28 protein-coding genes are annotated in these 23508 nt (G+C 54.5%); 16 read left to right on the forward strand and 12 right to left on the reverse strand.

Annotation, left to right across the window (positions count from 1 at the left end):
- Positions 1-11: 11 nt before the first annotated feature.
- The 3 genes from OKC27_RS12585 to OKC27_RS12595 all read left to right on the forward strand — a co-directional run bounded on the left by OKC27_RS12585 (position 12) and on the right by OKC27_RS12595 (position 2654).
- Positions 12-491 (forward strand): cytochrome c-type biogenesis protein, encoded by a 480-nt coding sequence (locus OKC27_RS12585; RefSeq protein WP_270806348.1) that lies wholly within the window; start codon positions 12-14, stop codon positions 489-491.
- Positions 488-1756 carry a c-type cytochrome biogenesis protein CcmI gene (gene ccmI / locus OKC27_RS12590; protein ID WP_270806349.1) on the forward strand — a complete coding sequence of 423 codons (1269 nt, stop codon included), beginning with the start codon at positions 488-490 and terminating at the stop codon, positions 1754-1756. Before OKC27_RS12585 ends, ccmI begins: the two co-directional genes overlap by 4 nt.
- 85 nt (positions 1757-1841) lie before the next feature.
- Positions 1842-2654 (forward strand): MlaA family lipoprotein, encoded by an 813-nt coding sequence (locus tag OKC27_RS12595; protein ID WP_182969455.1) that lies wholly within the window; start codon positions 1842-1844, stop codon positions 2652-2654.
- Between the two features lie 112 nt (positions 2655-2766).
- Here the strand turns inward: OKC27_RS12595 and sodB are convergent, their stop codons facing one another.
- The gene (sodB, locus tag OKC27_RS12600) at positions 2767-3351 is read right to left on the reverse strand and encodes a superoxide dismutase [Fe] (RefSeq protein WP_058052856.1); all 585 of its coding nucleotides are present in this window, start codon (positions 3349-3351) and stop codon (positions 2767-2769) included.
- A gap of 288 nt (positions 3352-3639) precedes the next feature.
- Between sodB and OKC27_RS12605 the strand changes: the two genes are divergently transcribed.
- The 6 genes from OKC27_RS12605 to OKC27_RS12630 all read left to right on the forward strand — a co-directional run bounded on the left by OKC27_RS12605 (position 3640) and on the right by OKC27_RS12630 (position 9502).
- Positions 3640-3984 carry a Grx4 family monothiol glutaredoxin gene (locus tag OKC27_RS12605; RefSeq protein WP_234603732.1) on the forward strand — a complete coding sequence of 115 codons (345 nt, stop codon included), beginning with the start codon at positions 3640-3642 and terminating at the stop codon, positions 3982-3984.
- A gap of 384 nt (positions 3985-4368) precedes the next feature.
- On the forward strand, positions 4369-5373 hold the full coding sequence (gene tdcB, locus OKC27_RS12610; RefSeq protein ID WP_182937945.1) for a bifunctional threonine ammonia-lyase/L-serine ammonia-lyase TdcB: 1005 nt from the start codon (positions 4369-4371) through the stop codon (positions 5371-5373).
- Positions 5374-5384: 11 nt separating this feature from the next.
- Complete coding sequence (gene tdcC, locus OKC27_RS12615; protein ID WP_270806350.1) at positions 5385-6515, forward strand: threonine/serine transporter TdcC; 1131 nt, start codon at positions 5385-5387, stop codon at positions 6513-6515.
- A 7-nt stretch (positions 6516-6522) separates the two neighbouring features.
- Complete coding sequence (locus tag OKC27_RS12620) at positions 6523-7665, forward strand: RNA-guided endonuclease TnpB family protein (RefSeq protein ID WP_270670403.1); 1143 nt, start codon at positions 6523-6525, stop codon at positions 7663-7665.
- 102 nt (positions 7666-7767) lie between these two features.
- Complete coding sequence (locus tag OKC27_RS12625; protein WP_101618215.1) at positions 7768-8943, forward strand: hypothetical protein; 1176 nt, start codon at positions 7768-7770, stop codon at positions 8941-8943.
- Positions 8944-9256: 313 nt separating this feature from the next.
- The gene (locus OKC27_RS12630) at positions 9257-9502 is read left to right on the forward strand and encodes a plasmid replication protein RepB (protein ID WP_101618213.1); all 246 of its coding nucleotides are present in this window, start codon (positions 9257-9259) and stop codon (positions 9500-9502) included.
- A gap of 342 nt (positions 9503-9844) precedes the next feature.
- On the opposite strand, the gene merR is transcribed toward OKC27_RS12630, so the two are convergent.
- Positions 9845-10243 carry an Hg(II)-responsive transcriptional regulator gene (merR, locus tag OKC27_RS12635; RefSeq protein ID WP_003089120.1) on the reverse strand — a complete coding sequence of 133 codons (399 nt, stop codon included), beginning with the start codon at positions 10241-10243 and terminating at the stop codon, positions 9845-9847.
- A 74-nt stretch (positions 10244-10317) separates the two neighbouring features.
- On the opposite strand from merR, the gene OKC27_RS12640 reads away from it, so the two are divergent.
- Genes OKC27_RS12640 through OKC27_RS12650 form a run of 3 tightly spaced genes read left to right on the forward strand, consistent with a single transcriptional unit; the run spans position 10318 to position 11176 of the window.
- Positions 10318-10668: a mercuric transporter MerT family protein gene (locus tag OKC27_RS12640; RefSeq protein ID WP_003089115.1), complete on the forward strand. Its 351-nt coding sequence runs from the start codon at positions 10318-10320 to the stop codon at positions 10666-10668.
- A gap of 12 nt (positions 10669-10680) precedes the next feature.
- Positions 10681-10956, forward strand: coding sequence for a mercury resistance system periplasmic binding protein MerP (gene merP, locus OKC27_RS12645; RefSeq protein WP_003150552.1), 276 nt, complete (start codon positions 10681-10683; stop codon positions 10954-10956).
- Between the two features lie 7 nt (positions 10957-10963).
- On the forward strand, positions 10964-11176 hold the full coding sequence (locus OKC27_RS12650; protein WP_003089113.1) for a GDCCVxC domain-containing (seleno)protein: 213 nt from the start codon (positions 10964-10966) through the stop codon (positions 11174-11176).
- Positions 11177-11188: 12 nt separating this feature from the next.
- On the opposite strand, the gene OKC27_RS12655 is transcribed toward OKC27_RS12650, so the two are convergent.
- Genes OKC27_RS12655 through OKC27_RS12665 form a run of 3 tightly spaced genes read right to left on the reverse strand, consistent with a single transcriptional unit; the run spans position 11189 to position 14835 of the window.
- Positions 11189-14182: a Tn3 family transposase gene (locus tag OKC27_RS12655; protein WP_270694401.1), complete on the reverse strand. Its 2994-nt coding sequence runs from the start codon at positions 14180-14182 to the stop codon at positions 11189-11191.
- 3 nt (positions 14183-14185) lie between these two features.
- Positions 14186-14587, reverse strand: coding sequence for a putative toxin-antitoxin system toxin component, PIN family (locus OKC27_RS12660; protein ID WP_435829593.1), 402 nt, complete (start codon positions 14585-14587; stop codon positions 14186-14188).
- A gap of 8 nt (positions 14588-14595) precedes the next feature.
- On the reverse strand, positions 14596-14835 hold the full coding sequence (locus tag OKC27_RS12665; protein ID WP_003089107.1) for a ribbon-helix-helix domain-containing protein: 240 nt from the start codon (positions 14833-14835) through the stop codon (positions 14596-14598).
- 97 nt (positions 14836-14932) lie between these two features.
- Here OKC27_RS12665 and OKC27_RS12670 point away from each other — a divergent pair, with 97 nt between their 5' ends.
- Positions 14933-15547: a recombinase family protein gene (locus OKC27_RS12670; protein WP_000904941.1), complete on the forward strand. Its 615-nt coding sequence runs from the start codon at positions 14933-14935 to the stop codon at positions 15545-15547.
- Positions 15548-15599: 52 nt separating this feature from the next.
- Here the strand turns inward: OKC27_RS12670 and merE are convergent, their stop codons facing one another.
- The 5 genes from merE to OKC27_RS12695 all read right to left on the reverse strand — a co-directional run bounded on the left by merE (position 15600) and on the right by OKC27_RS12695 (position 18614).
- Complete coding sequence (gene merE / locus OKC27_RS12675) at positions 15600-15836, reverse strand: broad-spectrum mercury transporter MerE (RefSeq protein ID WP_003090697.1); 237 nt, start codon at positions 15834-15836, stop codon at positions 15600-15602.
- The gene (gene merD / locus OKC27_RS12680; RefSeq protein ID WP_003090698.1) at positions 15833-16198 is read right to left on the reverse strand and encodes a mercury resistance co-regulator MerD; all 366 of its coding nucleotides are present in this window, start codon (positions 16196-16198) and stop codon (positions 15833-15835) included. Before merD ends, merE begins: the two co-directional genes overlap by 4 nt.
- Before the next feature lie 17 nt (positions 16199-16215).
- Positions 16216-17901, reverse strand: coding sequence for a mercury(II) reductase (merA, locus tag OKC27_RS12685; protein WP_003090700.1), 1686 nt, complete (start codon positions 17899-17901; stop codon positions 16216-16218).
- A 71-nt stretch (positions 17902-17972) separates the two neighbouring features.
- The gene (gene merP, locus OKC27_RS12690; RefSeq protein ID WP_000732290.1) at positions 17973-18248 is read right to left on the reverse strand and encodes a mercury resistance system periplasmic binding protein MerP; all 276 of its coding nucleotides are present in this window, start codon (positions 18246-18248) and stop codon (positions 17973-17975) included.
- A 15-nt stretch (positions 18249-18263) separates the two neighbouring features.
- The gene (locus OKC27_RS12695) at positions 18264-18614 is read right to left on the reverse strand and encodes a mercuric transport protein MerT (RefSeq protein WP_001294666.1); all 351 of its coding nucleotides are present in this window, start codon (positions 18612-18614) and stop codon (positions 18264-18266) included.
- A 71-nt stretch (positions 18615-18685) separates the two neighbouring features.
- On the opposite strand from OKC27_RS12695, the gene OKC27_RS12700 reads away from it, so the two are divergent.
- The 3 genes from OKC27_RS12700 (at position 18686) to OKC27_RS12710 (ending at position 21715) form a co-directional block, all read left to right on the forward strand.
- The gene (locus tag OKC27_RS12700; RefSeq protein ID WP_000414383.1) at positions 18686-19120 is read left to right on the forward strand and encodes a mercury resistance transcriptional regulator MerR; all 435 of its coding nucleotides are present in this window, start codon (positions 18686-18688) and stop codon (positions 19118-19120) included.
- 179 nt (positions 19121-19299) lie between these two features.
- Complete coding sequence (gene msr(E), locus OKC27_RS12705; protein WP_000052512.1) at positions 19300-20775, forward strand: ABC-F type ribosomal protection protein Msr(E); 1476 nt, start codon at positions 19300-19302, stop codon at positions 20773-20775.
- A 55-nt stretch (positions 20776-20830) separates the two neighbouring features.
- Entirely contained in the window at positions 20831-21715 is an 885-nt protein-coding gene (locus OKC27_RS12710; RefSeq protein ID WP_000155092.1) for an Mph(E) family macrolide 2'-phosphotransferase, read from the forward strand.
- Between the two features lie 189 nt (positions 21716-21904).
- Here the strand turns inward: OKC27_RS12710 and OKC27_RS12715 are convergent, their stop codons facing one another.
- Positions 21905-22507: a recombinase family protein gene (locus tag OKC27_RS12715; protein ID WP_012308657.1), complete on the reverse strand. Its 603-nt coding sequence runs from the start codon at positions 22505-22507 to the stop codon at positions 21905-21907.
- Between the two features lie 217 nt (positions 22508-22724).
- Positions 22725-23255: a hypothetical protein gene (locus OKC27_RS12720; protein ID WP_000172759.1), complete on the reverse strand. Its 531-nt coding sequence runs from the start codon at positions 23253-23255 to the stop codon at positions 22725-22727.
- Between the last annotated feature and the right edge of the window lie 253 nt (positions 23256-23508).

Genomic DNA, 23508 nt, shown 5'->3' on the forward strand with positions numbered 1-23508 from the left:
GGGGAGTCCTGATGAGAGTATTTATTGCTTCCCTGCTGCTGTTGCTGGGATGGGTGGTGCAAGCGCCGGCCATGGCCGCTATCGATGTCTACACCTTCGACAACGACAATCAGGAGCAGGTCTTTCGCGAACTGACCAAGGAGCTGCGCTGCCCCAAGTGCCAGAATCAGGATATCGCCGACTCCAATGCGGGGTTGGCCAAGGACTTGCGCGACAAGACCTACCAGATGGTGCGCGAGGGCAAGGATAAAGAGGAGATCGTGGATTACATGGTGGCCCGCTACGGCAACTTTATCCTCTATAACCCGCCCCTGATGGCCTCCACCCTGATCCTCTGGCTCGGCCCGCTGCTGGTGATCCTGATCGGTGGCGCCGTGGTCGTGCTGCGCAGTCGCCGGACTCCTGCGGTGAAAAAACAACTGGATAACGCCCTGAGCGAGGAGGAGCAGCGCCGACTGGCCGAGCTGCTCAAAGAGGAAGAGAAACAATGACCGCTTTTTGGATAGTGATTGCGGGCTTGCTGGTGCTGGTGAGTCTGGCGCTCGTCGTGCCGCTGTGGCGTGGTGAAGGCAAACAGAGCATCAGTCGCTCGGCGCTCAACAAACAGCTCTATCGCCAGCGGCTGCTGGAAATTGGTGAAGAGCGTGATCAGGGTGTCTTGGCCGAAGAGTCCGATTCGCTGGTCGAGCTACAACGAAGCCTGCTGGATGATATTCCTGATGTGGAGCAGACCGCCCGCAGTGGCAAGAGTCTGATCTGGATCCCGGGTGTGCTGGTGCTGTTGGTGGTGAGTCTGGGGCTCTACTACAAGTTGGGCTCTTGGCAAGAGGTGAGTCGCTGGCAAGATGCCAGCAGCCGTCTTGGCGAGCTGAGCAACCGCATTTTGGTGGAACGCGACGCCCAGGTGACCGAGCAGGATCTGCTGGACTTCACGCTGGCACTGCGTACCCGCCTAAAGGATGAACCGAACGACTACCGCGGCTGGTTGCTTCTGGGACGTTTGGCGCTGGATGGCAATGACCCCGAGATGGCCAGCGAGGCGCTGGAGCGGGCCTACACGCTTGCTCCCCAGAAATCGCTGGTGGCGGTGCCCTACGCGCAGGCGCTGATGATGACGGGGGATGAGGCGCAGGCGGATGCCCTGTTGCAGGCGGCTATCGCTCAGGATCCGGACAATATCGAAGCGCGCTCCGTCTACGCCTTTATGGCGCTGCAAAAAGAGGATTTCCAGACCGCGCTGGCTCGCTGGCAGGCGATGTTGCCCCTGATGGAGAAAGGTACCCCCCGTTACGTGATGGTCGAGCGCTCCATGGAGTATGCCCGTGCACAGCTCAAGCAGCGCGGCATCGAGGTGACGAATTCAGGCGCAGCCAAAGCGGGCGCAGTTGAGGGACAACCGCTCGCGGTGAAGGAGGGGGAATTCCCCATCCACGTCACGCTGGCGGCGGGCATTCAGCTGCCGGAAGATGCCCATCTCTTTGTCTTTGCCGTGGTGCCCAACGGGCCGCCCATGCCCATCGCCGTGAAGCGTATCGCCGGGCCAACCCTGCCTGTTACCCTGTCACTCGGGGATGGCGATGCCATGATGGAAGGCAGCAAGCTGGCGGCCTATCCGGAGCTGCAGTTCAAGGCGCGTCTCTCGCGCGGTGGCAATGTGATGAACAAGGAAGGAGCCTTCGAAGGAGTATCCGTGCCGGTCAAGACGGCCGAGATCCCTGCTGCTCCGATTGACATCCGCATCGATCACGCCCTCTAATATGCCTTTGGATAACCCGGCCCCTGGATGGGGGCCGGGTTATCTATACTTCTGATAAATCAAAATAAAACGTCAGGACAATCATATGTATCTTCGTTCAGGGGCCATACTGGCAGCCCTCTTGCTGGCTGGCTGTGCCGGTGGCCCGCCCAAGCCTGGCCCAGAGAGTCTGGATCTCAATCCCGGCATGAATAATCCGGGTGCCACCAGTACGGCGGCCGATCCGCGCGACCCCTTCCAGGGGGCCAACCGGGCCATGTGGGCGGTCAACTATGATGTGCTGGAGCCCTATGTGGCACGTCCTGTGGTACATGCTTATGCCCGTTACATTCCGCTGGGGGTGAAGGATGGCATTGCCAACTTTGTTGCCAACTTTGATGAACCGAGCAGCATGGTGAACCATCTGATCACCGGTGATTTGAAAGGGGCAGGCACCAACCTGGGACGCTTTACCCTCAACAGCACGGTCGGTCTGCTGGGTATCTTCGATGTGGCCAAACATGCTGGCCTCGATCGCAACAAGCTGGAGATGGATACCGTACTGGGCAGGGCCGATATCGGTGACGGTGCCTACATCATGGTGCCTGTTTACGGCCCGACCACCACCCGTGAGCTGGTTGGCGATGCGATTGACAGCTTCTACTTTCCCTATGCCTTGTTGACCTTCCCTATGAAGGTCGCACACTGGGCGCTGGATGGACTGGGCACACGCGCCAAGCTGATCGATCAGGAGCGGATCATCGACAACTCCCTCGACCCCTATGCGCTGACCAAGGACTTTTATCTGCAGTACAGCCAGGGCAAGGTGACGGGCAAGCAGACCGAGCTAAAAGCGTCTCAGCAAGAGCAGGCCGACGATGCCAATCTGGATGAATATATGGACGAGTTGGACCAGTAAGCGGCCATCCCGATATGTGACAAGGCGCCTGCGGGCGCCTTGTTCCTTTCCGCAGCCATCCAGATATAAAAAAACGCCCCGCAGTGCGGGGCGTTTTGGCAAGCGAGGCTGATTAGGCAGCCAGGTTCTTGGCCACGAATTCCCAGTTCACCAGGGTCCAGAAGGTTTCCATGTACTTCGGACGCAGGTTGCGGAAATCGATATAGTAGGCATGCTCCCACAGGTCAACGGTCAGCAGCGGGGTGGTACCGGCTTCAGTCAGCGGGCAACCGGCGTTGGAGGTGTTGACGATGGCCAGAGAGCCGTCAGCTTTCTTCACCAGCCAAGTCCAGCTGGAACCGAAGTTGCCGATGGCAGATTTGGTGAAGGCATCTTTGAACTCGGCGAAGGAGCCGAATGCCTTGTTGATGGCATCAGCCAGTGCGCCAGTCGGCTCGCCACCGCCATTCGGGGAGAGGCAGTGCCAGTAGAAAGTGTGGTTCCAGATCTGGGCGGCGTTGTTGAAGATGCCGCCGCTGGAGGTCTTGATGATCTCTTCCAGAGACTTGCCTTCAAACTCGGTACCCGGCACCAGATTGTTCAGGTTGACCACGTAGGTGTTGTGGTGCTTGCCGTGGTGATATTCCAGAGTTTCCTGGGAGATGTGCGGTTCCAGAGCGTTGATTGCATAGGGCAGAGCGGGAAGTTCGAATGCCATTTTCTACTCTCCATTGGCTGGACCGTGCGAAGGCGACGGTTGCAAGACATTGCGTACTCTTTTCTATATGTGAAAAGAGTTGTTTTTAAAATGATGGGGCTGGGTAGCCCAAAGCCAAGGGATTGTAGCAGTATCAAAGATGGCCTAACAACTCTTGATTGGCGCCATGATCGTGATCAAGCCTGAGTGGGTTCTTTGCGCAATTCTAACCGGGTCACCCCTTTGTCAGTTTGTGCTCGGGCAAGATTGCAGTAGAATGGCCGCCGAAATCGCTCTAGTGAGGCACCTATGGAAACTATTGAAAAGATTAAGCAGCAGCTGGCTGATAACCCCATCATCATCTACATGAAGGGCTCCCCCAAGCTACCCAGCTGTGGCTTCTCTGCCCAGGCCTCCCAGGCTCTGATGTCCTGCGGCGAGCCGTTTGCATACGTTGATATCCTGCAAAATCCGGATATCCGCGCCGAATTGCCAAAATTCGCCAACTGGCCGACCTTCCCCCAGCTGTGGGTTGAGGGTGAGCTGGTCGGCGGCTGTGACATCATGATCGAGATGTTCCAGGCTGGCGAGTTGCAGACCCTGATCAAGGAAACTGCCGCCAAGTACAAGCAGGATGACGCCGCCGCAGAATAAGCGGGTGTTCACATCACTGAAAAGGGAGCCATTGCGGCTCCCTTTTTTATTTGCCAGCTACCCGATCGGTGCAAACATCGCGAGCAGGATATCTGTGCTCATAGGGACGGAATGACAGAGCAGTTTTTGCATTAATAAATCTAACCTTTAATGCTTTGTTTGGTAGTTGTTAATTATATAATTTCAGTATTATTGATTATATTTTCTAATCCATTGGGATTCGAGTGTTGCCGTTGTCACATTTTTTGATAATTTCACAATGAGCTAGTCTCTTTGCATGTTTTTTTGTGTTGATGCTCACATTAATTGCAGATGATAAAACCTAGTATCGCTGCGCTTAGTGAAATAAAACCCTACAAATTAATAAATAAAAAGAGATTTGCGATGAAGATGTATAGCAATCTGCCCATTGGTCTTCATGATATTACTGAAGCCAAAAAAAGACTGACCAATCATATATACAAGACCGCGCAACTACCCTCAAATTACATCAGTGAACGTTGTCATGGCGAGGTTTACCTCAAGCTGGAAAACATGCAACGTACCGGATCGTTTAAAATCCGTGGTGCCTTCAACAAACTCAGTTCATTAAGTCTTGAAGACCGGCAAAAAGGTGTTGTCGCCTGCTCGGCTGGCAACCATGCCCAAGGTGTATCGCTCTCCAGTGCCATGCTTGGCATCGATGCCAAGGTGGTCATGCCCTGCTGCGCTCCCAAATCTAAAATTGCCGCAACCAGCGATTATTCAGCGGAAGTGATCCTCCACGGTAATAGCTTCAACGATACCATCGCTAAAGTCAGTGAAATAGTTGAAATGGAAGGTCGGGTATTTATTCCTCCCTTCGATGACGAAAAAGTGATTGCTGGCCAGGGAACGATTGGTCTGGAAATTATCGAAGATTTATATGATGTCGATAACATCATAGTACCGATTGGTGGCGGTGGTTTGATTGCTGGTGTTGCCATGGCTATCAAATCCATCAATCCGACCATCAAGGTCATCGGTGTGCAATCCGAGAATGTGCACGGCATGGCGGCCTCTTTCTATGCCGGTACCATGACCAATCACAGAACCAGCAGCACGTTGGCAGATGGTTGTGATGTGGCAAGACCCGGTTCGCTGACCTTCGAAATCGTCAAGCAATTGGTGGACGATATTGTGCTGGTTACCGAGGACGATATTCGTCACAGCATGGTCGACATGATCCAGCGCAATAAAATCATTACGGAAGGGGCGGGCGCACTTGCCTCTGCCGCGCTGCTCAGCGGCAAGCTGAAACATTACGTAGCAGGTAAAAAAACCGTCAGCATTATTTCTGGTGGCAACATCGATCTGACCCGAATTGCTGAAATTATCGAACAGAACAATATTCGTCAATTTAGCCTGTAAGGAATGCAGTCATGATATTAGACAGTGTTGCGACCAGTAATAGTAAAGAGAATACGCGTGCCTGGCGTAAATCTGATACCACTTGGGGGTTGGGTCTGTTCGGTACGGCAATTGGTGCCGGAGTACTATTTTTCCCGATCCGGGCCGGATATGGTGGTCTGATCCCGATATTGATTATGATGATATTGGCCTATCCCATCGCATTTTATTGTCACCGGGCTCTTGCCAGATTATGCCTCTCCGGCAGTAATCCTTCCGCCAATATCACCGAAACTGTCGAAGAGCATTTCGGCAAGATGGGCGGTGTGGTGATTACCTTCCTCTACTTCTTTGCCATCTGCCCCCTGCTCTGGATATATGGGGTCACCATTACCAATACCTTTATGGCGTTCTGGGAACATCAACTGCAACTGGTTCCGCTCAATCGGGGTGTTGTTGCTCTTGGACTTCTGCTGTTGATGGCCTTTGTGATCTACTTCGGTAAGGATCTGATGGTCAAGGTGATGAGCTATCTGGTGTTTCCCTTTATCGCCAGCCTGATCGTTATCTCCCTGTCGCTGGTGCCCTACTGGAACAGCGCAGTATTTGATCAGGTCAACCTGAGTGAAATATCCATGTTCGGTCACGATGGTATTCTGGTTACCGTCTGGCTTGGCATCTCCATCATGGTCTTCTCCTTCAACTTCTCGCCAATTGTCTCCTCTTTCATTGTCTCCAAGCGGGAAGAGTATGAGCACGAGTTTGGTCGCGATTTTACCGAGAAGCGCTGCTCCAAAATTATCTCTGGTGCCAGCATGCTGATGGTTGCCGTGGTGATGTTTTTCGCCTTCAGCTGTCTGTTTACCCTGTCGCCGCAAAATATGGCGGAAGCCAAGGCCCAGAATATTCCTGTGCTCTCCTATCTGGCCAACCACTTCTCCTCGATGACTGGCAGCAAGTCTGCGTTTGCCACCACGCTGGAGTATGCGGCGTCCATTATTGCGCTGGTTGCCATCTTCAAGTCCTTCTTCGGCCACTACCTGGGGACGCTGGAAGGGTTGAACGGCCTGATCCTCCGCTTTGGCTATCAAGGTGACAAGAACAAGGTATCTTTGAAGAAGCTGAACATGATCAGTATGTTGTTCATCATGGGTTCCACCTAAGGTACGCATCTACCCCACCGACGAACAAGCGGCATTCCTCAATGCCCAGTTCGGCGCAGTGCGGTTCGCGTACAACAAGGCCCTTCAACTCAAACGCCACATGTATCAACGTCATGGCGTATCGCTTTCGCCAAAGCGTGACCTGAAACCCCTGCTTGCAGTAGCGAAAAGGTCGCGCAAATACGGCTGGCTGAAAGAGTACGATTCGCAAGCCTTGCAGCAGGCGGTGATCAATCTGGATAAGGCATTCGCCAACTTCTTCAATCCCAAGCTCAAGGCTCAAATGCCCACCTTCAAGAGCAAGCGGGGCAGACAATCAAGCTATCACCCCAACGGGAAAGTGCTGGCTGAGGCCATCCAATTGCCGAAGATGACGCCTATCAAGGCAGTCATTCATCGTGACATTGTTGGCGTAGTGTCCAGCATTACGGTCAGTCGCGGCCCGACAGGCAAATATTATGCTTCCATCCTCTGCGAGGATGGCTGCGAGGCACCGACCAAGCCTACGTTCATCACGAATGTGACCGGCTGCGATATGGGACTATCCCACTACCTCATCCAGTCCAGCGGCAAGAAGATTGCCAACCCGCGCCACCTGCTCAATGCCAGCCGGAACTTGCGGCGCAAACAAAAGGCGTTGGCTCGCAAGAAATGGGGTAGTGCCAACCGCAGTAAAGCAAGGCGGCAACTGGCAGCCCTGCACGAGCGGGTAGCCAATGCCCGCGCCGATTTTCAGCACAAACTCTCTCGCACCTTGATTGGCGATAGCCAAGCGATCATCGTGGAGACCCTAAAATCAGCCAACATGATGAAAAACCATAAGCTGGCCCGCGCCATCGGTGATGCAGGCTGGCATGGTTTCATCATGAAGCTGGAATACAAAGCCACAGCAGCAGGAGTGCATCTGGTCAAAGTTGACCAGTGGTTCGCCAGCTCTAAAACATGCCATTGTTGCGGCCACAAGCTGACTGAGTTGAAACTCAGTGAACGGAGTTGGCAGTGTCCTTCCTGTCTGGTTATCAATGACCGCGACCTCAATGCCGCGCTCAACATCAGACAGAAAGGCATTCTGGAATTAAAAGCGGCGGGACTCGTCGTTTCAGCCCATGGAGGCCAGCGTAAATCCGTCACAGCGACGGTAGCGGCCTAAGAAGTGGGAAGCCTCGCCGTTAGGGCGGGGAGCAGTCACCTTTTGTGGCTCTATTGAAAATTGAGTATCGTGGCGTTTTGCCTTGAACAAGGAGTGTTCTTGATGTCGTTGTCTCCCATGGATCTTGCTCAGCATTACCTTGTTGATGATATACCCGCTGCGATCTCGATTGGCGATCCGCTCCATAGTCTGCTTGAGGCCATTTTCAGGAACGAGCCGCTGTCTGCCAGCAGCTATGGCATTCTCGCCAGCCACGGCCTCAGCGCCTTGAGAGGCTTTACCGAAGGCAATATGACTCTCACTGAGTTCAGACGCATGTCAGGTGAGGAGCGGGCGCAGCGCAGTTTAGCGACAGGCTTTTATAAGGGGCGGAAGATTGTGCATTCCTACCGACCAACAACCTCGATGCCTCCAGCGCCCCAGCGAGAGTCGGAGCAGGTGAAGAGGATGATGCTGTTGCATGAACAACAGCGGAAGCTCCCAGCGCATAACGTCGCAGCTAAGAAGGGTATTCAGGGGGCGCTGAAAGCCATTGAAGCGCGACTGAACGTTGAGCGGGTCAAGCGTGTGAACGACCCCGAGCAGATCGCTAGGGTGAAGAACCAGGCGCTCAGGGAGAAATACGCCGTCCTTGCCTTTGTCGAACCTGACCACTTCAAACCACTCATGGCCATCCTGGACAAACTGGATGCTGGCACCAGGTTACTTGAGGCCGAGACGATCTGGCTCAAGAGTACGGGGCGCAAGTATGAGACCAAGGCGGTCGTTCACGCCCACAACCGGCTGGAAGCCGACCATTGGCTTGCCGAATACCGTAACAGCAAAAACCCTTGGAGTGCGGTCAATGCCAGCGGCCATTTACGCAAATGCGCTGCATCTGGTGAGGCGATCACTCTGCTCGCTGCCATCCCGGCCAAGCGCCAGGAACAGCCCAAACTCAAGTCCGCCATTCTGACTACCCATGGTGGCGCATTGCGTGACCAAGGCAATAGGACTGATGCCATGGCCATGGGAGAGGAAGCACACCGCCTTCAACCCAAGAATTTCAGGCCATGCACACTCCTTGGCGCGGTCTGTATGGAGCTGGGCATGATCGTTGAAGGCCATGAGTGGTACGGCAAGGCAGAAGTCAGAGGCGCTAGCCGTGACAGCATAGAGGCCGATGTCCGGTCACTGCTGACCCGCATGACTGCCGAGAGGCGCGATTCGGTCGTTGCGGAGCTGCTGCGGATTGATCCAGCGCAATATCGGTGGCTTCGCAAACTGAGAACGGCTTAACGTTCATCAGGGACAGCGAGCCCGGTTGTCCTCGAAGGACATCGAAATAATATGCCATCTTGCTTGAGTCACCCTGCGGGGGTCTTCACTGTCACCTCCTGCTGCAACCCCGACCATCTGAGGGTTTATTTCCCACTGCATCATTCTCTTTCGCTTCTTTTCGCTCTCTTCGTCTCTCTCTCACTGGGCCAGTTCACGCCCCCGAGGCTCAGCTGATGGGGTAGGGGAGGCGCACCGGTACCGAGGCGCTACCCAAGGACACCGCAACAGGCTATCATATTCGCAAATTGATTCATCAAATGTGAGATATGACATGGAAGAGCTGAAAGCGAAATGGATCTTTGAGCAGGGTGGGTTCTCAAAGGCGATGATCGTGCCGACGCCGATGGGTCAGGGCTACCACCTGCACCTGGTTCAGTTCGGCAAACAGAGCGAAACCGTTGTCCTGGAACGACAACGCGGTGGCTGGCGTGTGTTCAAGAGCATCGACGCGGCGGCCAACACCGCAAACAACATTGGATTTAGGCGGATAGAGGTCGATTTGTCGTCGATCCGCTGATGTCCTCCATGGAAAGCGAAGGCCATTGCGGCAGAAAGACTGTAATAGGATAAAAACCTATTAGCCGTCTCCTGAATGCTATTGCATTGGTGATCATGTCGAAACTACCGCATAGGTAGATCAGTCATACCCTCGCTACCGTGGGGCTGGCAGTTGGCATTGGCCAAAAGTCGGTCGTGCTCACCGTAACGGACGGTCAGGGTGAAGGCCTGCGTGTAATTGGGGGGTGTAAGCCCAAACCGCCGAAAATTGGGGTTTGGGGAGCAATGGAACCAAAAACCAACGTAAGCTCTGAATCCCACCGTAAAGGGGCTTTCCGATCTCCAGCTCACCCGCCAGGCATTACTCTCTGATCAGTGCCTCGATGATCGGGCAGATCGTTCCGCCGTCTCCCGCATCACATTGCTGCACCAGTTCGCCTAACAGTTGCTGCATGACGACCAAGTCGGCCATCTTCTGCTCGATCAACGCGAGCTTGCGTGCAGCCCGTGCTCGCGTTTCGGCACAGGCGCACGACTCATCCAGCGTCAGCAGTCCACCGACTTCCGAGAGCGTGAAACCCAGCGCCTGAGCCCGCTTGATGAAACGCAGTCGCTTCACCATGTCCACCGGATAGCGCCGATGGCCACCCAAGGGTTTGGCTGGTTCATCCAGCAGCCCGCGTCGCTGGTAGTAGCGGATCGTCTCGACGTTCACCCCGGCGGCGTCTGCCAGCTTGCCAATGGTCAGCTCTGTGGCCATCACTTTCTCCTTGATTCCGTACTTTGGTACGGAGTTTAGAATAGCACCTAGGCAATCAGGCTCAGGAGATGGGAATGGGGATGCAACTCACCGGGAAAGGCTCGCTGGTCGCGAGTTCGCTGACCGCCATCGGTGCGTCGGTGTGCTGTGTCGGGCCACTGGTGCTGTTGGCACTCGGTGTCGGCGGTACGTGGGTGGGCGCTCTGACCATGATGGAGCCACTACGCCCCCTCTTCATCGGGTTGACTCTACTGTTCCTGGGATTGGCATTCCGCAAGCTCTACCTGGTGCCACAGGTTTGTACGCCAGGTACACCCTGCGCCGATCCGCGCACGCTCGTGCGACAGCGACTCGTGTTCTGGATCGTCAGCGTGCTGCTGCTCGGCCTATTGGCCGTGCCGTGGCTCGCCCCGCTGTTCTACTGAAGGAGATTAACCATGCGCAAACTGCTGATCGCCGTGCTTTTCGCCTTGCCCTTCGTGGCGCTGGCGGCTCCCCCGAAAACCGTCACGCTCGACGTGCAGAACATGACGTGCGGACTCTGTCCGATCACGGTCAAGAAGTCGCTGGAGAAGGTGTCCGGCGTGAGTGACGTCCAGGTCAATTTCGACCAGAAGACGGCGACCGTCACCTACGATCCCGATAAGGCCCAGCCCGAGGCACTGACTGAGGCGACCGCGAACGCGGGATACCCCTCCACAGTGCAGAAGTGAGGTCACGATGAGCGCCATTGTCCTTGAGTCCGTGCTGACTTGCCCGCGCTGCGGCTTCGCCAAGCCGGAAACCATGCCCACGGACGCCTGCCAGTTCTATTACGAGTGCAGCAACTGCAAGGCGCTGCTGCGCCCCAACCCAGGGGATTGCTGCGTTTTCTGTTCGTTCGGCTCGGTGAAGTGCCCGCCGATCCAGCAGCAGCTTGGGTGTTGCTCATAGCGTTTAGGGGGATCACAGGTCGTCGTCTGGATTACGCAGTGGCCGCAGCTCGCCGCGCGCAACTTCTTCCGGTACCGCAAAGGAATACCGCCCGAGCATGTTGATGTGCTCGTAGATCAGCGGCGATAGCCGGGCCAAATCCTCTTCCAGCACTGGATAGCCGTGCTGCTTGAGCCGTTCCACGGCCGCCGTCATGTAGAGGGTGTTCCACAGCACGATGATGTTCACCACCAGGCCCAGAGCACCGAGCTGGTCTTCCTGGCCTTCGCGGTAGCGCTGGCGGAGCTCGCCGCGTTTGCCGTGGAACACGGCGCGGGCCAGGCTGTGCCGGCCTTCGCCTCGGTTCAACTGGGTCAGGGTGGCGCGGCGCTTGGACTCGTCGTCGATATAGGTCAACGTGTGCAGAGTCTTTTCGATCCGCCCGAATTCGGCCAGCGCCTGGGCCAGCCGGGTGGGTCTATCTCCCGTTTGCAGCGTGCGCATGATGCCAGTCGCCGGCACCCGGCCGAGTTTGAGCGAGCCGGCCAGGCGCAGCAGGTCGTCCCAGTGCTCGGCGATCAGGTCGAGTTTGACCGACTGGCGGGCCAGCCCGTTGAGCTTGCCGTAGTCCGCGTCCGGGCGCGTGCGCCAGAAGCGGGTACCGCCGACATCGGCCAGCCGCGGACTGAAGTGGTAGCCAAGTAGGCGGAAGAGCCCGAACACCACATCGCTGTAGGCCCCGGTGTCGGTCATGATTTGCGTCGGCTGCAACTCGGTCTGCTGTTCCAGCACGACCGCCAGCAACACCAGGCTGTCGCGCAGCGTGCCGGGCACGGTGATGGCGTTGAGGCCGGAGAATTGGTCGGAAATCAGGTTGTACCAGGTGACACCCCGGCCGGTGCCGAAATACTTCGGATTGGGGCCGGCATGCACGGTGCGCACCGGTATGACGAAGCGCATGCCATCGGCGGAGGCGACCTCGCCGCCACCCCAGACTTGGGCCAGTTCCAGTTGGCTTTGCGCTCCGACCAGGATGGCGTTAGCCGCTGACAGGGTGTCGTCGCGGATATAATTCTGGCTGACCCAGGACAGCCGGTCACGGCGCAGCGCCGGGTTGTCGGTGCGGATCAAGGGCTCCAGGCCGGTGTTGCAGGCCCCGCCCAACAGCACCGCGCAGAGGCTGGTGACCAGGTTGTCGGCGCGTGCATTGCGTTCGGAGACATGGGTGAAGGCCTCGGAAAAGCCAGTGCGGGCGGCGATTTCCAAGAGGATTTCCGGCAGATCGACACGCGGCATCAGGTCAGACACGGCCGCCCGCAGTTGCAGCAACGAGCAGGGCTCGTCCAGCTTGTCCAGCGCCCCGAGCGACAGTTCGGTCTTGCCCTCGGTGTTCTCGCTCAGTTGAATCGCCGGGTTGTCGGGCAGGCGCGCGGCTACTGCCAGCCAGGTTGCATCCAGCTCGACGGACAAGGCGTCCAGGGTGGTTTTGGCGTCGATGGTCAGGCCCAGTGACCGGCAGATGATCGGTCGCGCCGCCAGCCATTCGGCACCGTCGAGCAGGCCAAGGCGCGGGTCGGCATAGCGCCAACTGGGCGAGACGAAGACATCGCGGCGGCGCAGGGCCGTGCGCAGCGCATCGAGCGTGCAGAACACATAGGCACCCATGTCGAGGGAGCCATCTTCGCGGGTGATGTGCTTCTGCCAAGCCTTGGCCACGATCTCCTGCGGCGCGTCATCCTCTGGCTTCCGGCGCGGCAGGTTCAGTTGCAGCCACTCCAGACTAGCCGCCACGCCCTTGCCGGCCGGGCTGAAGCCGAAGCGGATGTGCTTGAGCAGGTCGGGCAGGAAGCGGCGCACGCTGCGGTAGCGCGCTTCCAATGCAAGAAAATAGACGTCATCTACCGGGCGGATCAGCGCGTTGACCTCTTCCAGGGCCTTTTCCAGGGTGGTCCTCGGCAGGTCGTTGAACAGCCGGGCGCGCACGTTGTCATCGCTGATCGAGCTGTCCAGCACGACCTTGCACGCGGCGGCGAGCGTCGCGGCCGACCGATCCAGGTCTTTCAGGCTGCGCATGCGGGCTTTCTTGTCGGCCTTCTCCGCGTTGCTGAACAGGTCGCGCAGCAAGGCCTCCAGGACTTCCAGTGCGTCGTCGTGCGCAGTCGCCTCCAGGCAGAGTGCGAAGGCCACCAGTGTCGCCATCCGCCGCGACGCCGGCAGCCGATTAATCGCGGTGACCTTGGCCGTGTTGGCGAAGCGGGCCAGGGCGGCGATACGGCTGGGAGGGATGTGCGCCGCCGCCGGCAAGGTGATGCCGATGCCGCGCACGTCATCGAGCCGGCGCAGTGCCCGAATCAACGCGGGGCCACTGACCATGACCGGGCCGGAGCGCAATTGATCCAGCCGGGAGCTGTGGTTGCCTTCGGCCACCGTCAGCAAGTCTTGCAGTTGCAATCGCTGTTCCTCAGTCACGCTGCGGCCCAGCGTAAACCAGAGGCGTTCTTCGACCCGACTGCGCAACTGGGCGATAAAGCGCTCTAGTTGAGACACACCAGGCAGGAGGACTTTCTGTGTGAACAGCCACGAGGTGGCTCGCTCAAACAGCACTCCCGGCCGGTCGGTGCCCGTCCAGCAGAGGGCATACAGCCAGCGGCTCAAGCGAAAGCCGATGCCCGGATCGGTGAAATGACGATAGCCAAAGCGGTTCTGAATATCGGTGGCATGTATCCAGCGGCGATGATCGCTATAGCGCTGGAGGCAGTCGGGGTCTGGAATCGCCAGTTGTCGGCAAAGCACCTGCAGGACTTCCACCGGCACGGCGGCGGGCTTGTCCGGCAGAACGCCAACGAAGCGGACGGTGGTCAGCAGAACGGCATAACCCAGACGGTTATGGTTACCCCGCAGCACCTGGATGGCTTCACGGTCTTCATCGCTCAGGTGGAAGTAACGTTCCAGCTCTTCACGGCTGGGCGAATCAACATAGCGGCCAAAACCGTCGCGTTGCTCTTGAGTCAGAAAACCGACCGGCATTGATCACAGCACCTCGACGCAGAACACGGCGGGCGTGACGATCCGCGTGCGTTCGATGTGCCCGCGTTGCAGCAGGCCGGCGCGGCGATCACCGGTTATCAGGTAGTCCGCATCGCCCGCCAAGGCCATGGCCAGCAAAAACGAGTCATCCGGATCATCGGCTTCGACCTCGATGGTCAGGCGCTCCAGTACCACAGCCCGTTGCAGGTTATTGATCATGGCGCCCACCTTGGCGGGCTGTAGGATGGCCTGAAGCTTGGGATAGCGGCTGGCTCGACGAATTTCATCGAGTTGCATCCGCGAGGTCACCACCTCGAAACGCGCCGCCCGCCAGGCACGGTAGATCGCATCGGGCGCGCCATGTGGCGAGATCAGGGCGCTGAACAGGATGTTGGTATCCAACACGACCCGCATCAGCGCTTACGTGCCCAGTCGAGCGCTTCGTCAACCGCGTTGGTCAATTCTGCCTCACTCAGATGGGCGTTAGCGGCCTTGGCCTGCTCAGCGCTCAGCTCCAGGATGTGTGCCCGTACCGCTTCTTCGATGAAGCGCGACAGGTCGCCCTTACGGCCGCCGCCCTGGCTGGCCAGAAACATCCGAAGCGACTGGTCGGTGTCGGCCGAGACGGCGACATTCCAGCGAATGGTATTCATAGCGTTCTCCGCTAATAGGTGTTTGTGTGTTTATACGCCAATCACAAAGGGCGATGCAATGGTTCGACAAAACGAACGTATATGTGACAGGTACGACATGCTGATAGGCTACATGCGGGTATCGAAGGCGGACGGCTCCCAGGCTACCGATTTGCAGCGCGACGCGCTGATTGCCGCCGGGGTCGATCCAGTACATCTTTACGAGGACCAGGCATCCGGCATGCGCGAGGATCGGCCCGGCTTGACGAGCTGCCTGAAGGCGTTGCGAACTGGCGACACACTGGTCGTGTGGAAACTGGATCGGCTCGGACGCGACCTGCGACATCTCATCAACACCGTGCACGACCTGACTGGGCGCGGCATCGGCTTGAAGGTATTAACCGGGCACGGCGCGGCCATCGACACCACGACCGCCGCCGGCAAGCTGGTCTTTGGCATCTTCGCCGCCCTGGCCGAGTTCGAGCGCGAGTTGATCGCGGAGCGCACGATTGCCGGCCTAGCCTCGGCCCGCGCGCGCGGGCGGAAAGGCGGCCGGCCGTTCAAGATGACCGCCGCCAAGCTGCGGCTGGCGATGGCGGCAATGGGTCAGCCAGAGACCAAGGTCGGCGACCTGTGCCAGGAACTTGGCGTCACGCGGCAGACCCTGTATCGGCATGTTTCACCCAAGGGTGAGCTACGTCCAGATGGCGAGAAGCTACTCAGCCGAATTTGATGCCGGCATGAGGCAACGTAGCGACAGCGTGGTTTGTCTCAATGGGAAGCGCTCATGATCGACCTCTGAAGGCCCGCAGCAGCCGCGTCACAGACAGGACAAACAAGCCGGTCAGCGTGAGGGCTGCAATACCCCAGTGCTCGCCGATGAACGCGCCGGCCGTCGTGCCGGCCAGCACAATGGCGAGAATCGGCAAATGACAGGGACAGGTGAGCACCGCCAGCGCACCCCACAGGTAGCCGGTGAACGGCTTGTGTGTCTCGGTCGGCAAGCGCTCGGGGCTGTTCATGGCAGACTCTCCGCTTGCTGGGCCGGCGCGGTCGGCATCGCGGCCAACTGCACTTCCAGATCGGCCAACGCTTCGCGTCGGCGTTCGACGAACTGACTCAGCACGGCAAGCTGTGCGGCTGTTTCATCGCAGTCCGCCGCATCCAGCGCCCGGCACAACCGCGCCAATGCGTCCAGGCCGATGCCCGCCTCAAAAGCGGCCCGCACAAAGCACAGCCGCTGCAAGGCGGCGTCATCGAACAAGCCGTAGCCGCCCGTGGTGCAGGCGACTGGCCGCAGCAATCCGCGCAGCAGGTAGTCGCGCACGATATGCACGCTCACCCCGGCCTCAAGGGCCAGTCGGGACACTGTGTAGGCGTTCATCGAACACCTCCTTTTCCTTATCCGGCGCAGCAGGACAGTTGCTTCACGTCCTTGCTGAAGGTCTGCGCCGCGAGCTTCAAGCCCTCGACCATCGTTAGGTAGGGGAACAACTGGTCGGCTAGTTCCTGCACCGTCATGCGGTTGCGAATGGCGAGAACAGCCGTCTGGATCAGTTCGCCCGCTTCCGGGGCCACCACCTGTACGCCAATCAGCCGTCCGCTGCCTTCCTCGATGACCAGCTTGATGAAGCCGCGGGTATCGAAGTTGGCGAGCGCACGCGGCACGTTGTCGAGCGTCAGCGTGCGGCTGTCGGTTTCGATGCCATCGTGGTGCGCTTCCGCCTCGCTGTAGCCCACGGTCGCCACTTGCGGGTCGGTGAACACCACGGCCGGCATCGCGGTCAGATTGATGGCGGCGTCGCCGCCGGTCATGTTAATGGCCGCACGAGTGCCGGCCGCTGCCGCCACATAGACGAACTGCGGCTGGTCGGTGCAGTCGCCGGCCGCGTAGATGTTCGGGCTACTGGTGCGCATGCCCTTGTCGATGACGATGGCCCCCTGCGCATTGACGGCTACCCCCGCCGCTTCCAATGCCAGGCTGCGCGTGTTCGGTGTCCGGCCGGTGGCGACCAGCAGCTTGTCGGCGCGCACTTCGCCCTGTCCAGTGGTCAGCACGAATTCGCCGTCCACATGGGCGACTTGGCTGGCTTGCGTATGTTCCAGTACCTTGATTCCTTCGGCACGGAAGGCGGCTGTGACGGCCTCGCCGATGGCAGGGTCTTCGCGGAAGAACAGCGTGCTGCGCGCAAGGATCGTGACCTGGCTACCCAGCCGGGCGAAGGCTTGCGCCAGTTCCAGCGCCACCACCGACGAGCCGATGACGGCCAGGCGTTCGGGAATGGTGTCGCTGACCAAGGCCTCGGTCGAAGTCCAGTAGGGTGACTCTTTCAGGCCCGGAATCGGCGGCATGGCCGGACTGGCACCCGTGGCGACCAGGCAGCGGTCGAACATCACGACGCGCTCACCACCCTCGTTCAAACTAACGATAAGGCTCTGGTCGTCCTTGAAACGCGCTTCACCGTGCAGAACGGTGATGGCTGAATTGCCGTCCAGGATGCCTTCGTACTTGGCATGACGGAGTTCTTCGACACGGGCCTGCTGCTGGGCCAGCAGCCGCTCGCGCAAGATCGTCGGCGGTGTGGGTGGCATGCCGCCGTCGAATGGGCTTTCCCGGCGCAGATGGGCGATGTGGGCGGCGCGGATCATGATCTTGGACGGCACACAACCGACGTTGACGCAGGTGCCGCCGATGGTGCCGCGCTCAATCAGCGTGACCTGCGCGCCTTGCTCGACGGCCTTCAGTGCTGCCGCCATCGCGGCTCCACCGCTGCCGATCACGGCGACTTGCAACGGGCGCTCGCCGCCGCTGCCCTTGTCGGCGGCACCCATCCAGCCGCGCACCTTGTCGAACAGCCCAGTGCGGTTGTCGGTCGGCGGGGCATCGGCGAGCATCGCTTTGTAGCCCAGGCCAGCCACGGCGGCGGTCAGTGCGTCCGGCGCTGTGCCTGGATCAAGGGCGAGCTGGGCCGCGCCCTTGGCATAGGACACTATGGCAGATTGGACGCCGGGTACTTTTTCCAGCGCTTCCTTGACGTGCGCCGCGCACGAGTCGCAGGTCATGCCGGTGATTTTTAGATGGGTCATGCGACAGATCCTTTTTCGTTTGTGGTAGCAGACAAGGGCGTCAGATGTGCTGCGCTGCCGTTTTCAGTGCCTCACTTCTTGACGCTGGACGGATAGCCTGCGTCTTCGGTGGCCTTGGTCAGCTTCTGCACGCTGGTCTTGGCATCATCGAAGGTGACAACCGCTTCGCGTGTCTCGAAGGTCACGTTAACTTTGCTGACGCCTTCGACCTTGGAAATCGCCTTCTTGACGGTGATCGGACAAGCGGAGCAGGTCATGCCCGGTACGGACAGCGTGACGGTCTGGGTGGCGGCCCACACGGGGGCAACAACGGCAGCGATGGCGAGAGAGGCAAACAGTTTTTTCATGATGAACTCCTGTGATTAATAGAAAAATGGCATGACGTAGGGAAATCCGAGCGCGACCAGAACCAGCGCGGCCACGACCCAGAAAATGAGCTTGTAAGTAGCGCGCACTTGGGGAATCGCACACACATCCCCTGGTTTGCAGGCTTGCGCCGGTCGGTAGATGCGCCGCCAGGCGAAAAACAGCGCCACCAACGCCGCGCCGATGAAGATCGGGCGATAAGGTTCCAACACCGTCAAGTTGCCGATCCAAGCGCCGCTGAACCCCAGGGCGATCAGAACCAGCGGCCCCAGGCAGCAAGCCGAGGCGAGGATGGCGGCTAGCCCGCCAGTGAAGAGCGCCCCGCGCCCGTTTTGAGGTTCAGACATACGCTTGTCCTTTCAAATCTGGATTGGATAGCTTAAGCTTACTTCCGTACCAATGTACGGAGTCAAGCGATATGGAAAAAAATTTGGAGAATCTGACTATTGGCGTTTTCGCCAAGGCGGCCGGGGTCAACGTGGAAACAATCCGGTTCTATCAGCGCAAGGGCTTGTTGCCGGAGCCGGACAAGCCCTATGGCAGCATCCGCCGCTATGGCGAGGCGGATGTGACGCGGGTGCGCTTCGTGAAATCAGCCCAGCGGCTCGGATTCAGCCTCGACGAGATCGCAGAGCTGCTGAGGCTGGATGACGGCACCCACTGCGAGGAAGCCAGCAGCCTGGCCGAGCACAAGCTTCAGGACGTGCGCGAAAAAATGACCGACCTGGCGCGCATGGAAACCGTGCTATCCGAACTTGTGTTCGCCTGCCATGCGCGGCAAGGGAACGTTTCTTGCCCGCTGATTGCTTCGCTGCAAGGGGAGAAAGAGCCGCGTGGTGCCGACGCGGTGTAGCCGAGGGTAGTTACGCCTTAGCGTGCTTTATTTTCCGTTTTCTGAGACGACCCCTATTTGTCCACCCTGTGGATGAATAGCTTTTTTTTTGGGAGGACACTGTGATGCTAGCTTTTGTTTTCACCTAAATCCTGTTTGCTGCATAAAAAATTTCAAGAGCTAAACAGGAGTAAATAAAAATGAGTTTAATTATTAAAGCGAGAAACATACGCTTGGATTATGCTGGGCGTGATGTTTTGGATATTGATGAATTGGAAATTCACTCTTATGACCGTATTGGTCTTGTGGGTGATAACGGAGCAGGAAAGAGTAGTTTACTCAAAGTACTTAATGGCGAAATTGTTTTAGCCGAAGCGACATTACAGCGTTTTGGTGATTTTGCACATATCAGCCAACTGGGCGGAATCGAAATAGAAACGGTCGAAGACCGGGCAATGTTATCTCGCCTTGGTGTTTCCAATGTACAAAACGACACAATGAGTGGCGGAGAGGAAACTCGTGCAAAAATTGCTGCCGCATTTTCCCAACAAGTACATGGCATTCTAGCGGATGAACCAACCAGCCACCTTGATCTCAATGGAATAGATCTACTTATTGGTCAACTTAAAGCATTTGATGGAGCATTACTTGTTATCAGTCATGACCGATATTTTCTTGATATGGTTGTAGACAAGATATGGGAGTTAAAAGACGGTAAAATTACGGAATATTGGGGTGGTTACTCGGATTACTTGCGTCAAAAAGAAGAAGAGCGACAACACCAAGCCGTAGAATATGAGCTGATGATGAAGGAACGGGAGCGATTAGAATCTGCTGTGCAAGAAAAACGCCAGCAAGCTAATCGATTAGACAATAAGAAAAAAGGAGAAAAATCCAAAAACTCTACCGAAAGTGCTGGACGACTTGGGCATGCAAAAATGACTGGCACCAAGCAAAGAAAACTGTATCAGGCAGCTAAGAGTATGGAAAAGCGTTTGGCTGCATTAGAAGATATTCAAGCACCAGAGCATTTGCGTTCTATTCGTTTTCGTCAAAGTTCAGCCCTAGAACTGCACAATAAGTTCCCGATTACGGCAGATGGTCTGAGCTTAAAATTTGGTAGCCGTACTATCTTTGATGACGCTAACTTTATAATACCGCTTGGCGCTAAAGTCGCTATAACTGGATCGAATGGAACAGGGAAAACGTCCTTGTTAAAAATGATATCAGAACGTGCTGATGGATTAACCATATCTCCAAAAGCTGAAATTGGCTACTTTACACAAACAGGATATAAATTTAACACGCATAAATCTGTGCTCTCCTTTATGCAGGAAGAGTGCGAGTACACAGTTGCGGAAATTCGTGCAGTATTGGCTTCAATGGGGATCGGAGCGAATGATATTCAAAAAAACTTATCCGACTTATCGGGAGGTGAAATCATCAAACTGCTTTTATCCAAAATGCTTTTAGGAAAATATAATATTTTGCTTATGGATGAACCAGGAAACTATCTTGACCTAAAAAGTATTGCCGCATTAGAAACAATGATGAAGTCCTATGCAGGAACTATTATCTTCGTATCTCATGACAAGCAATTGGTCGATAATATTGCTGACATTATCTACGAGATCAAAGACCACAAAATCATCAAGACTTTTGAGAGAGATTGTTAATGATAGCCAATCTAATCCGAACATTAATTATTGAACTCTTTAAAGGAAATTAAAAATGACAATTCAAGATATTCAATCACTTGCTGAAGCACACGGCTTGTTGCTTACGGACAAAATGAATTTCAATGAAATGGGCATTGATTTTAAGGTCGTTTTTGCTCTTGATACAAAGGGGCAACAATGGTTGCTGCGTATTCCTCGTCGTGATGGCATGAGGGAACAAATCAAGAAAGAAAAACGCATTTTAGAATTGGTAAAAAAACATCTTTCTGTAGAGGTTCCTGATTGGAGAATTTCATCTACAGAATTAGTGGCTTATCCCATACTTAAAGATAATCCTGTTTTAAATTTGGATGCTGAAACCTATGAAATAATTTGGAATATGGACAAAGATAGCCCGAAATACATAACATCTTTGGCAAAAACCTTATTTGAAATCCATAGTATTCCTGAAAAAGAAGTTCGGGAAAATGATTTGAAAATTATGAAACCTTCAGATTTAAGACCTGAAATAGCAAACAATTTGCAGTTAGTAAAATCTGAAATTGGTATAAGTGAGCAATTGGAAACCCGCTACAGAAAATGGTTGGATAATGATGTTCTATGGGCAGATTTCACCCAATTTATACATGGCGATTTATATGCTGGGCATGTACTAGCTTCAAAGGATGGAGCTGTTTCAGGCGTTATTGATTGGTCAACAGCCCATATAGATGACCCAGCGATTGATTTTGCTGGGCATGTAACTTTGTTTGGAGAAGAAAGCCTCAAAACTCTAATCATCGAGTATGAAAAACTAGGGGGTAAAGTTTGGAATAAACTATATGAACAGACTTTAGAAAGAGCAGCGGCCTCTCCTTTGATGTATGGTTTATTTGCCTTAGAAACTCAAAATGAAAGCCTTATCGTTGGAGCAAAAGCTCAGTTGGGAGTTATATAATTTAAAAATATGATTGCTGAGAACTGCCTTGTTTTGAAACTTGGTTGGCTTTAATTAGTTTTTAGTATTCTTTATAGAAAATGCCTCGATCAAGGGGCATTTCTAACAATCATTTAACATAAAATTTCTTATGTGAAGTAACCTGAATGCAGCGGTGCCCCATTGGGGGCGCGTTGAGATAAGCCTCTTTTAGATAACTTTAGCAACTCGATAGACAGTTGCAACTCCACAATTCACTGCTTTGGCAATTTCTTCCTTAGTCATATTGCCAACTACTAGCAATTCTTTTATTCGTTTATGTTTAGCCTCATTTGCCTTCTTGCCTGTTGGTTTGTAACCCGAACGTGCCAGGCCCTGCTTAATACGTTCTATACGTTTCTCATTGTCTAGGCGGGCCATTGTTGCCAGAAGATCAATCAACATATTGTTGATGAGTTCCAAGATTGAATGAGTAATGCTGTCACTGGTTTGAATCATTTGGTAGGTAGTAGGAAGATCTGCTACGACTAAACGAAGTCCCTTCTCCTGGATCCTGCGCTTCAGCTCTTGAAAATCTCGTTGGGTTAGGCGTGATAAGCGGTCAATACTTTCAACTAACAATGTGTCACCTTGATTTGCTTCTGACAGTAGCTTATTCAATTCAGGTCGGTCTAACTTCGTACCACTATAGTTTTCCACGTACACAATGGTTTCACCCAAATTCAAGTTTTGGTTTAGATCCTGAAGAATCTGCAAAGCCCTTTCTGCATCTTGATCTTTAGTTGAAGCTCGTAGATAAATACGTGTATTCATTTCTATCATTTAATCTTAATTCTATTAGATTAATGATAATACTATCATTTAATTATTGCATTAAGTCTAATGATAGATATTGTATGCGATTTGGCTCGCTATCATTCAGGTATAGTCTTTTGATAAAAAAAGCATGACTAAAAGCCATGCCTTGGGAATTCGTATAACGCCCATTATGTTAATTTTAGTTTTCCTTAATACGACAAAAATATCTACTTCATTTCACGAGAATTTCTTTTGCTAAAAGTTCTTCTTTCGTTACACCGAAATATCTTATTTCTAATTTAGGCCTGCCTAACATCTTTAAAAGATTGTTTTCATCATTTATATTTTTTATAGCTTTGCTTACACAATCAATTACGTCATTAGTTTTAGAAATAGCTTCTTTTTCAGATACTTGATCGCTTACTTTTCGAGATATTAAGTCATCAAAATATATCCTATATTCTTCACAAACTAGATAAAAATAAGGGTCTAATCTATCTAAATCATATTCAGATTCAAAGGGTTTACGATCTAATAAATCTTTTTCAGGATAAATAATCAATTGTCCTGCATCGAACCAAAACTCCACAGAAAAATTATCAAACTCAATTCCATTTAAATCATTACTAAAATTTTGAAAATACTGTAATAAAAGATTTTCTATATCCTCTAAAAACTCTTTATTCTTAATATCAAATATTAAAGATTCATTAGAAATAGCTTTGATACAATCTTCTTGAATATCTAACCCCTTTAAAGTCATTTTTACTCCATTTAAATTTTTAGGTTTTGGTGCATTAAGAATTTTGATTAACTTAACATAATGGGTATTAAGTGTAGTGTGTTTGTCTATCAATAAGAGATTTATCTAATTTAATTCAAGCCCCCGGCGCAGGTGGTAACCTGACAAGCCACAAAAACGCCCGCAAACCCTTGTCAGGGGATGTAAGCCGGAACCCCAGAAATTTCCGTCACCCTAGTTGGGTGGGCTCAACACTCGTGTCACCAGCTACCTT

Source organism: Aeromonas sp. QDB62 (genome assembly GCF_027705695.1).
GTDB lineage: Bacteria > Pseudomonadota > Gammaproteobacteria > Enterobacterales > Aeromonadaceae > Aeromonas > Aeromonas allosaccharophila.

Bases quoted from the DNA above. Each gene is read 5' to 3' on its own strand.
- OKC27_RS12585 (WP_270806348.1), top strand. From the start codon at position 12: ATGAGAGTATTTATTGCTTCCCTGCTGCTGTTGCTGGGATGGGTGGTG.
- ccmI (WP_270806349.1), top strand. From the start codon at position 488: ATGACCGCTTTTTGGATAGTGATTGCGGGCTTGCTGGTGCTGGTGAGT.
- OKC27_RS12595 (WP_182969455.1), top strand. From the start codon at position 1,842: ATGTATCTTCGTTCAGGGGCCATACTGGCAGCCCTCTTGCTGGCTGGC.
- sodB (WP_058052856.1), bottom strand. From the start codon at position 3,351: ATGGCATTCGAACTTCCCGCTCTGCCCTATGCAATCAACGCTCTGGAA.
- OKC27_RS12605 (WP_234603732.1), top strand. From the start codon at position 3,640: ATGGAAACTATTGAAAAGATTAAGCAGCAGCTGGCTGATAACCCCATC.
- tdcB (WP_182937945.1), top strand. From the start codon at position 4,369: ATGAAGATGTATAGCAATCTGCCCATTGGTCTTCATGATATTACTGAA.
- tdcC (WP_270806350.1), top strand. From the start codon at position 5,385: ATGATATTAGACAGTGTTGCGACCAGTAATAGTAAAGAGAATACGCGT.
- OKC27_RS12625 (WP_101618215.1), top strand. From the start codon at position 7,768: ATGTCGTTGTCTCCCATGGATCTTGCTCAGCATTACCTTGTTGATGAT.
- OKC27_RS12630 (WP_101618213.1), top strand. From the start codon at position 9,257: ATGGAAGAGCTGAAAGCGAAATGGATCTTTGAGCAGGGTGGGTTCTCA.
- merR (WP_003089120.1), bottom strand. From the start codon at position 10,243: ATGGCCACAGAGCTGACCATTGGCAAGCTGGCAGACGCCGCCGGGGTG.
- OKC27_RS12640 (WP_003089115.1), top strand. From the start codon at position 10,318: ATGGGGATGCAACTCACCGGGAAAGGCTCGCTGGTCGCGAGTTCGCTG.
- merP (WP_003150552.1), top strand. From the start codon at position 10,681: ATGCGCAAACTGCTGATCGCCGTGCTTTTCGCCTTGCCCTTCGTGGCG.
- OKC27_RS12650 (WP_003089113.1), top strand. From the start codon at position 10,964: ATGAGCGCCATTGTCCTTGAGTCCGTGCTGACTTGCCCGCGCTGCGGC.
- OKC27_RS12655 (WP_270694401.1), bottom strand. From the start codon at position 14,182: ATGCCGGTCGGTTTTCTGACTCAAGAGCAACGCGACGGTTTTGGCCGC.
- OKC27_RS12665 (WP_003089107.1), bottom strand. From the start codon at position 14,835: ATGAATACCATTCGCTGGAATGTCGCCGTCTCGGCCGACACCGACCAG.
- OKC27_RS12670 (WP_000904941.1), top strand. From the start codon at position 14,933: ATGCTGATAGGCTACATGCGGGTATCGAAGGCGGACGGCTCCCAGGCT.
- merE (WP_003090697.1), bottom strand. From the start codon at position 15,836: ATGAACAGCCCCGAGCGCTTGCCGACCGAGACACACAAGCCGTTCACC.
- merD (WP_003090698.1), bottom strand. From the start codon at position 16,198: ATGAACGCCTACACAGTGTCCCGACTGGCCCTTGAGGCCGGGGTGAGC.
- merA (WP_003090700.1), bottom strand. From the start codon at position 17,901: ATGACCCATCTAAAAATCACCGGCATGACCTGCGACTCGTGCGCGGCG.
- merP (WP_000732290.1), bottom strand. From the start codon at position 18,248: ATGAAAAAACTGTTTGCCTCTCTCGCCATCGCTGCCGTTGTTGCCCCC.
- OKC27_RS12695 (WP_001294666.1), bottom strand. From the start codon at position 18,614: ATGTCTGAACCTCAAAACGGGCGCGGGGCGCTCTTCACTGGCGGGCTA.
- OKC27_RS12700 (WP_000414383.1), top strand. From the start codon at position 18,686: ATGGAAAAAAATTTGGAGAATCTGACTATTGGCGTTTTCGCCAAGGCG.
- OKC27_RS12710 (WP_000155092.1), top strand. From the start codon at position 20,831: ATGACAATTCAAGATATTCAATCACTTGCTGAAGCACACGGCTTGTTG.
- OKC27_RS12715 (WP_012308657.1), bottom strand. From the start codon at position 22,507: ATGAATACACGTATTTATCTACGAGCTTCAACTAAAGATCAAGATGCA.
- OKC27_RS12720 (WP_000172759.1), bottom strand. From the start codon at position 23,255: ATGACTTTAAAGGGGTTAGATATTCAAGAAGATTGTATCAAAGCTATT.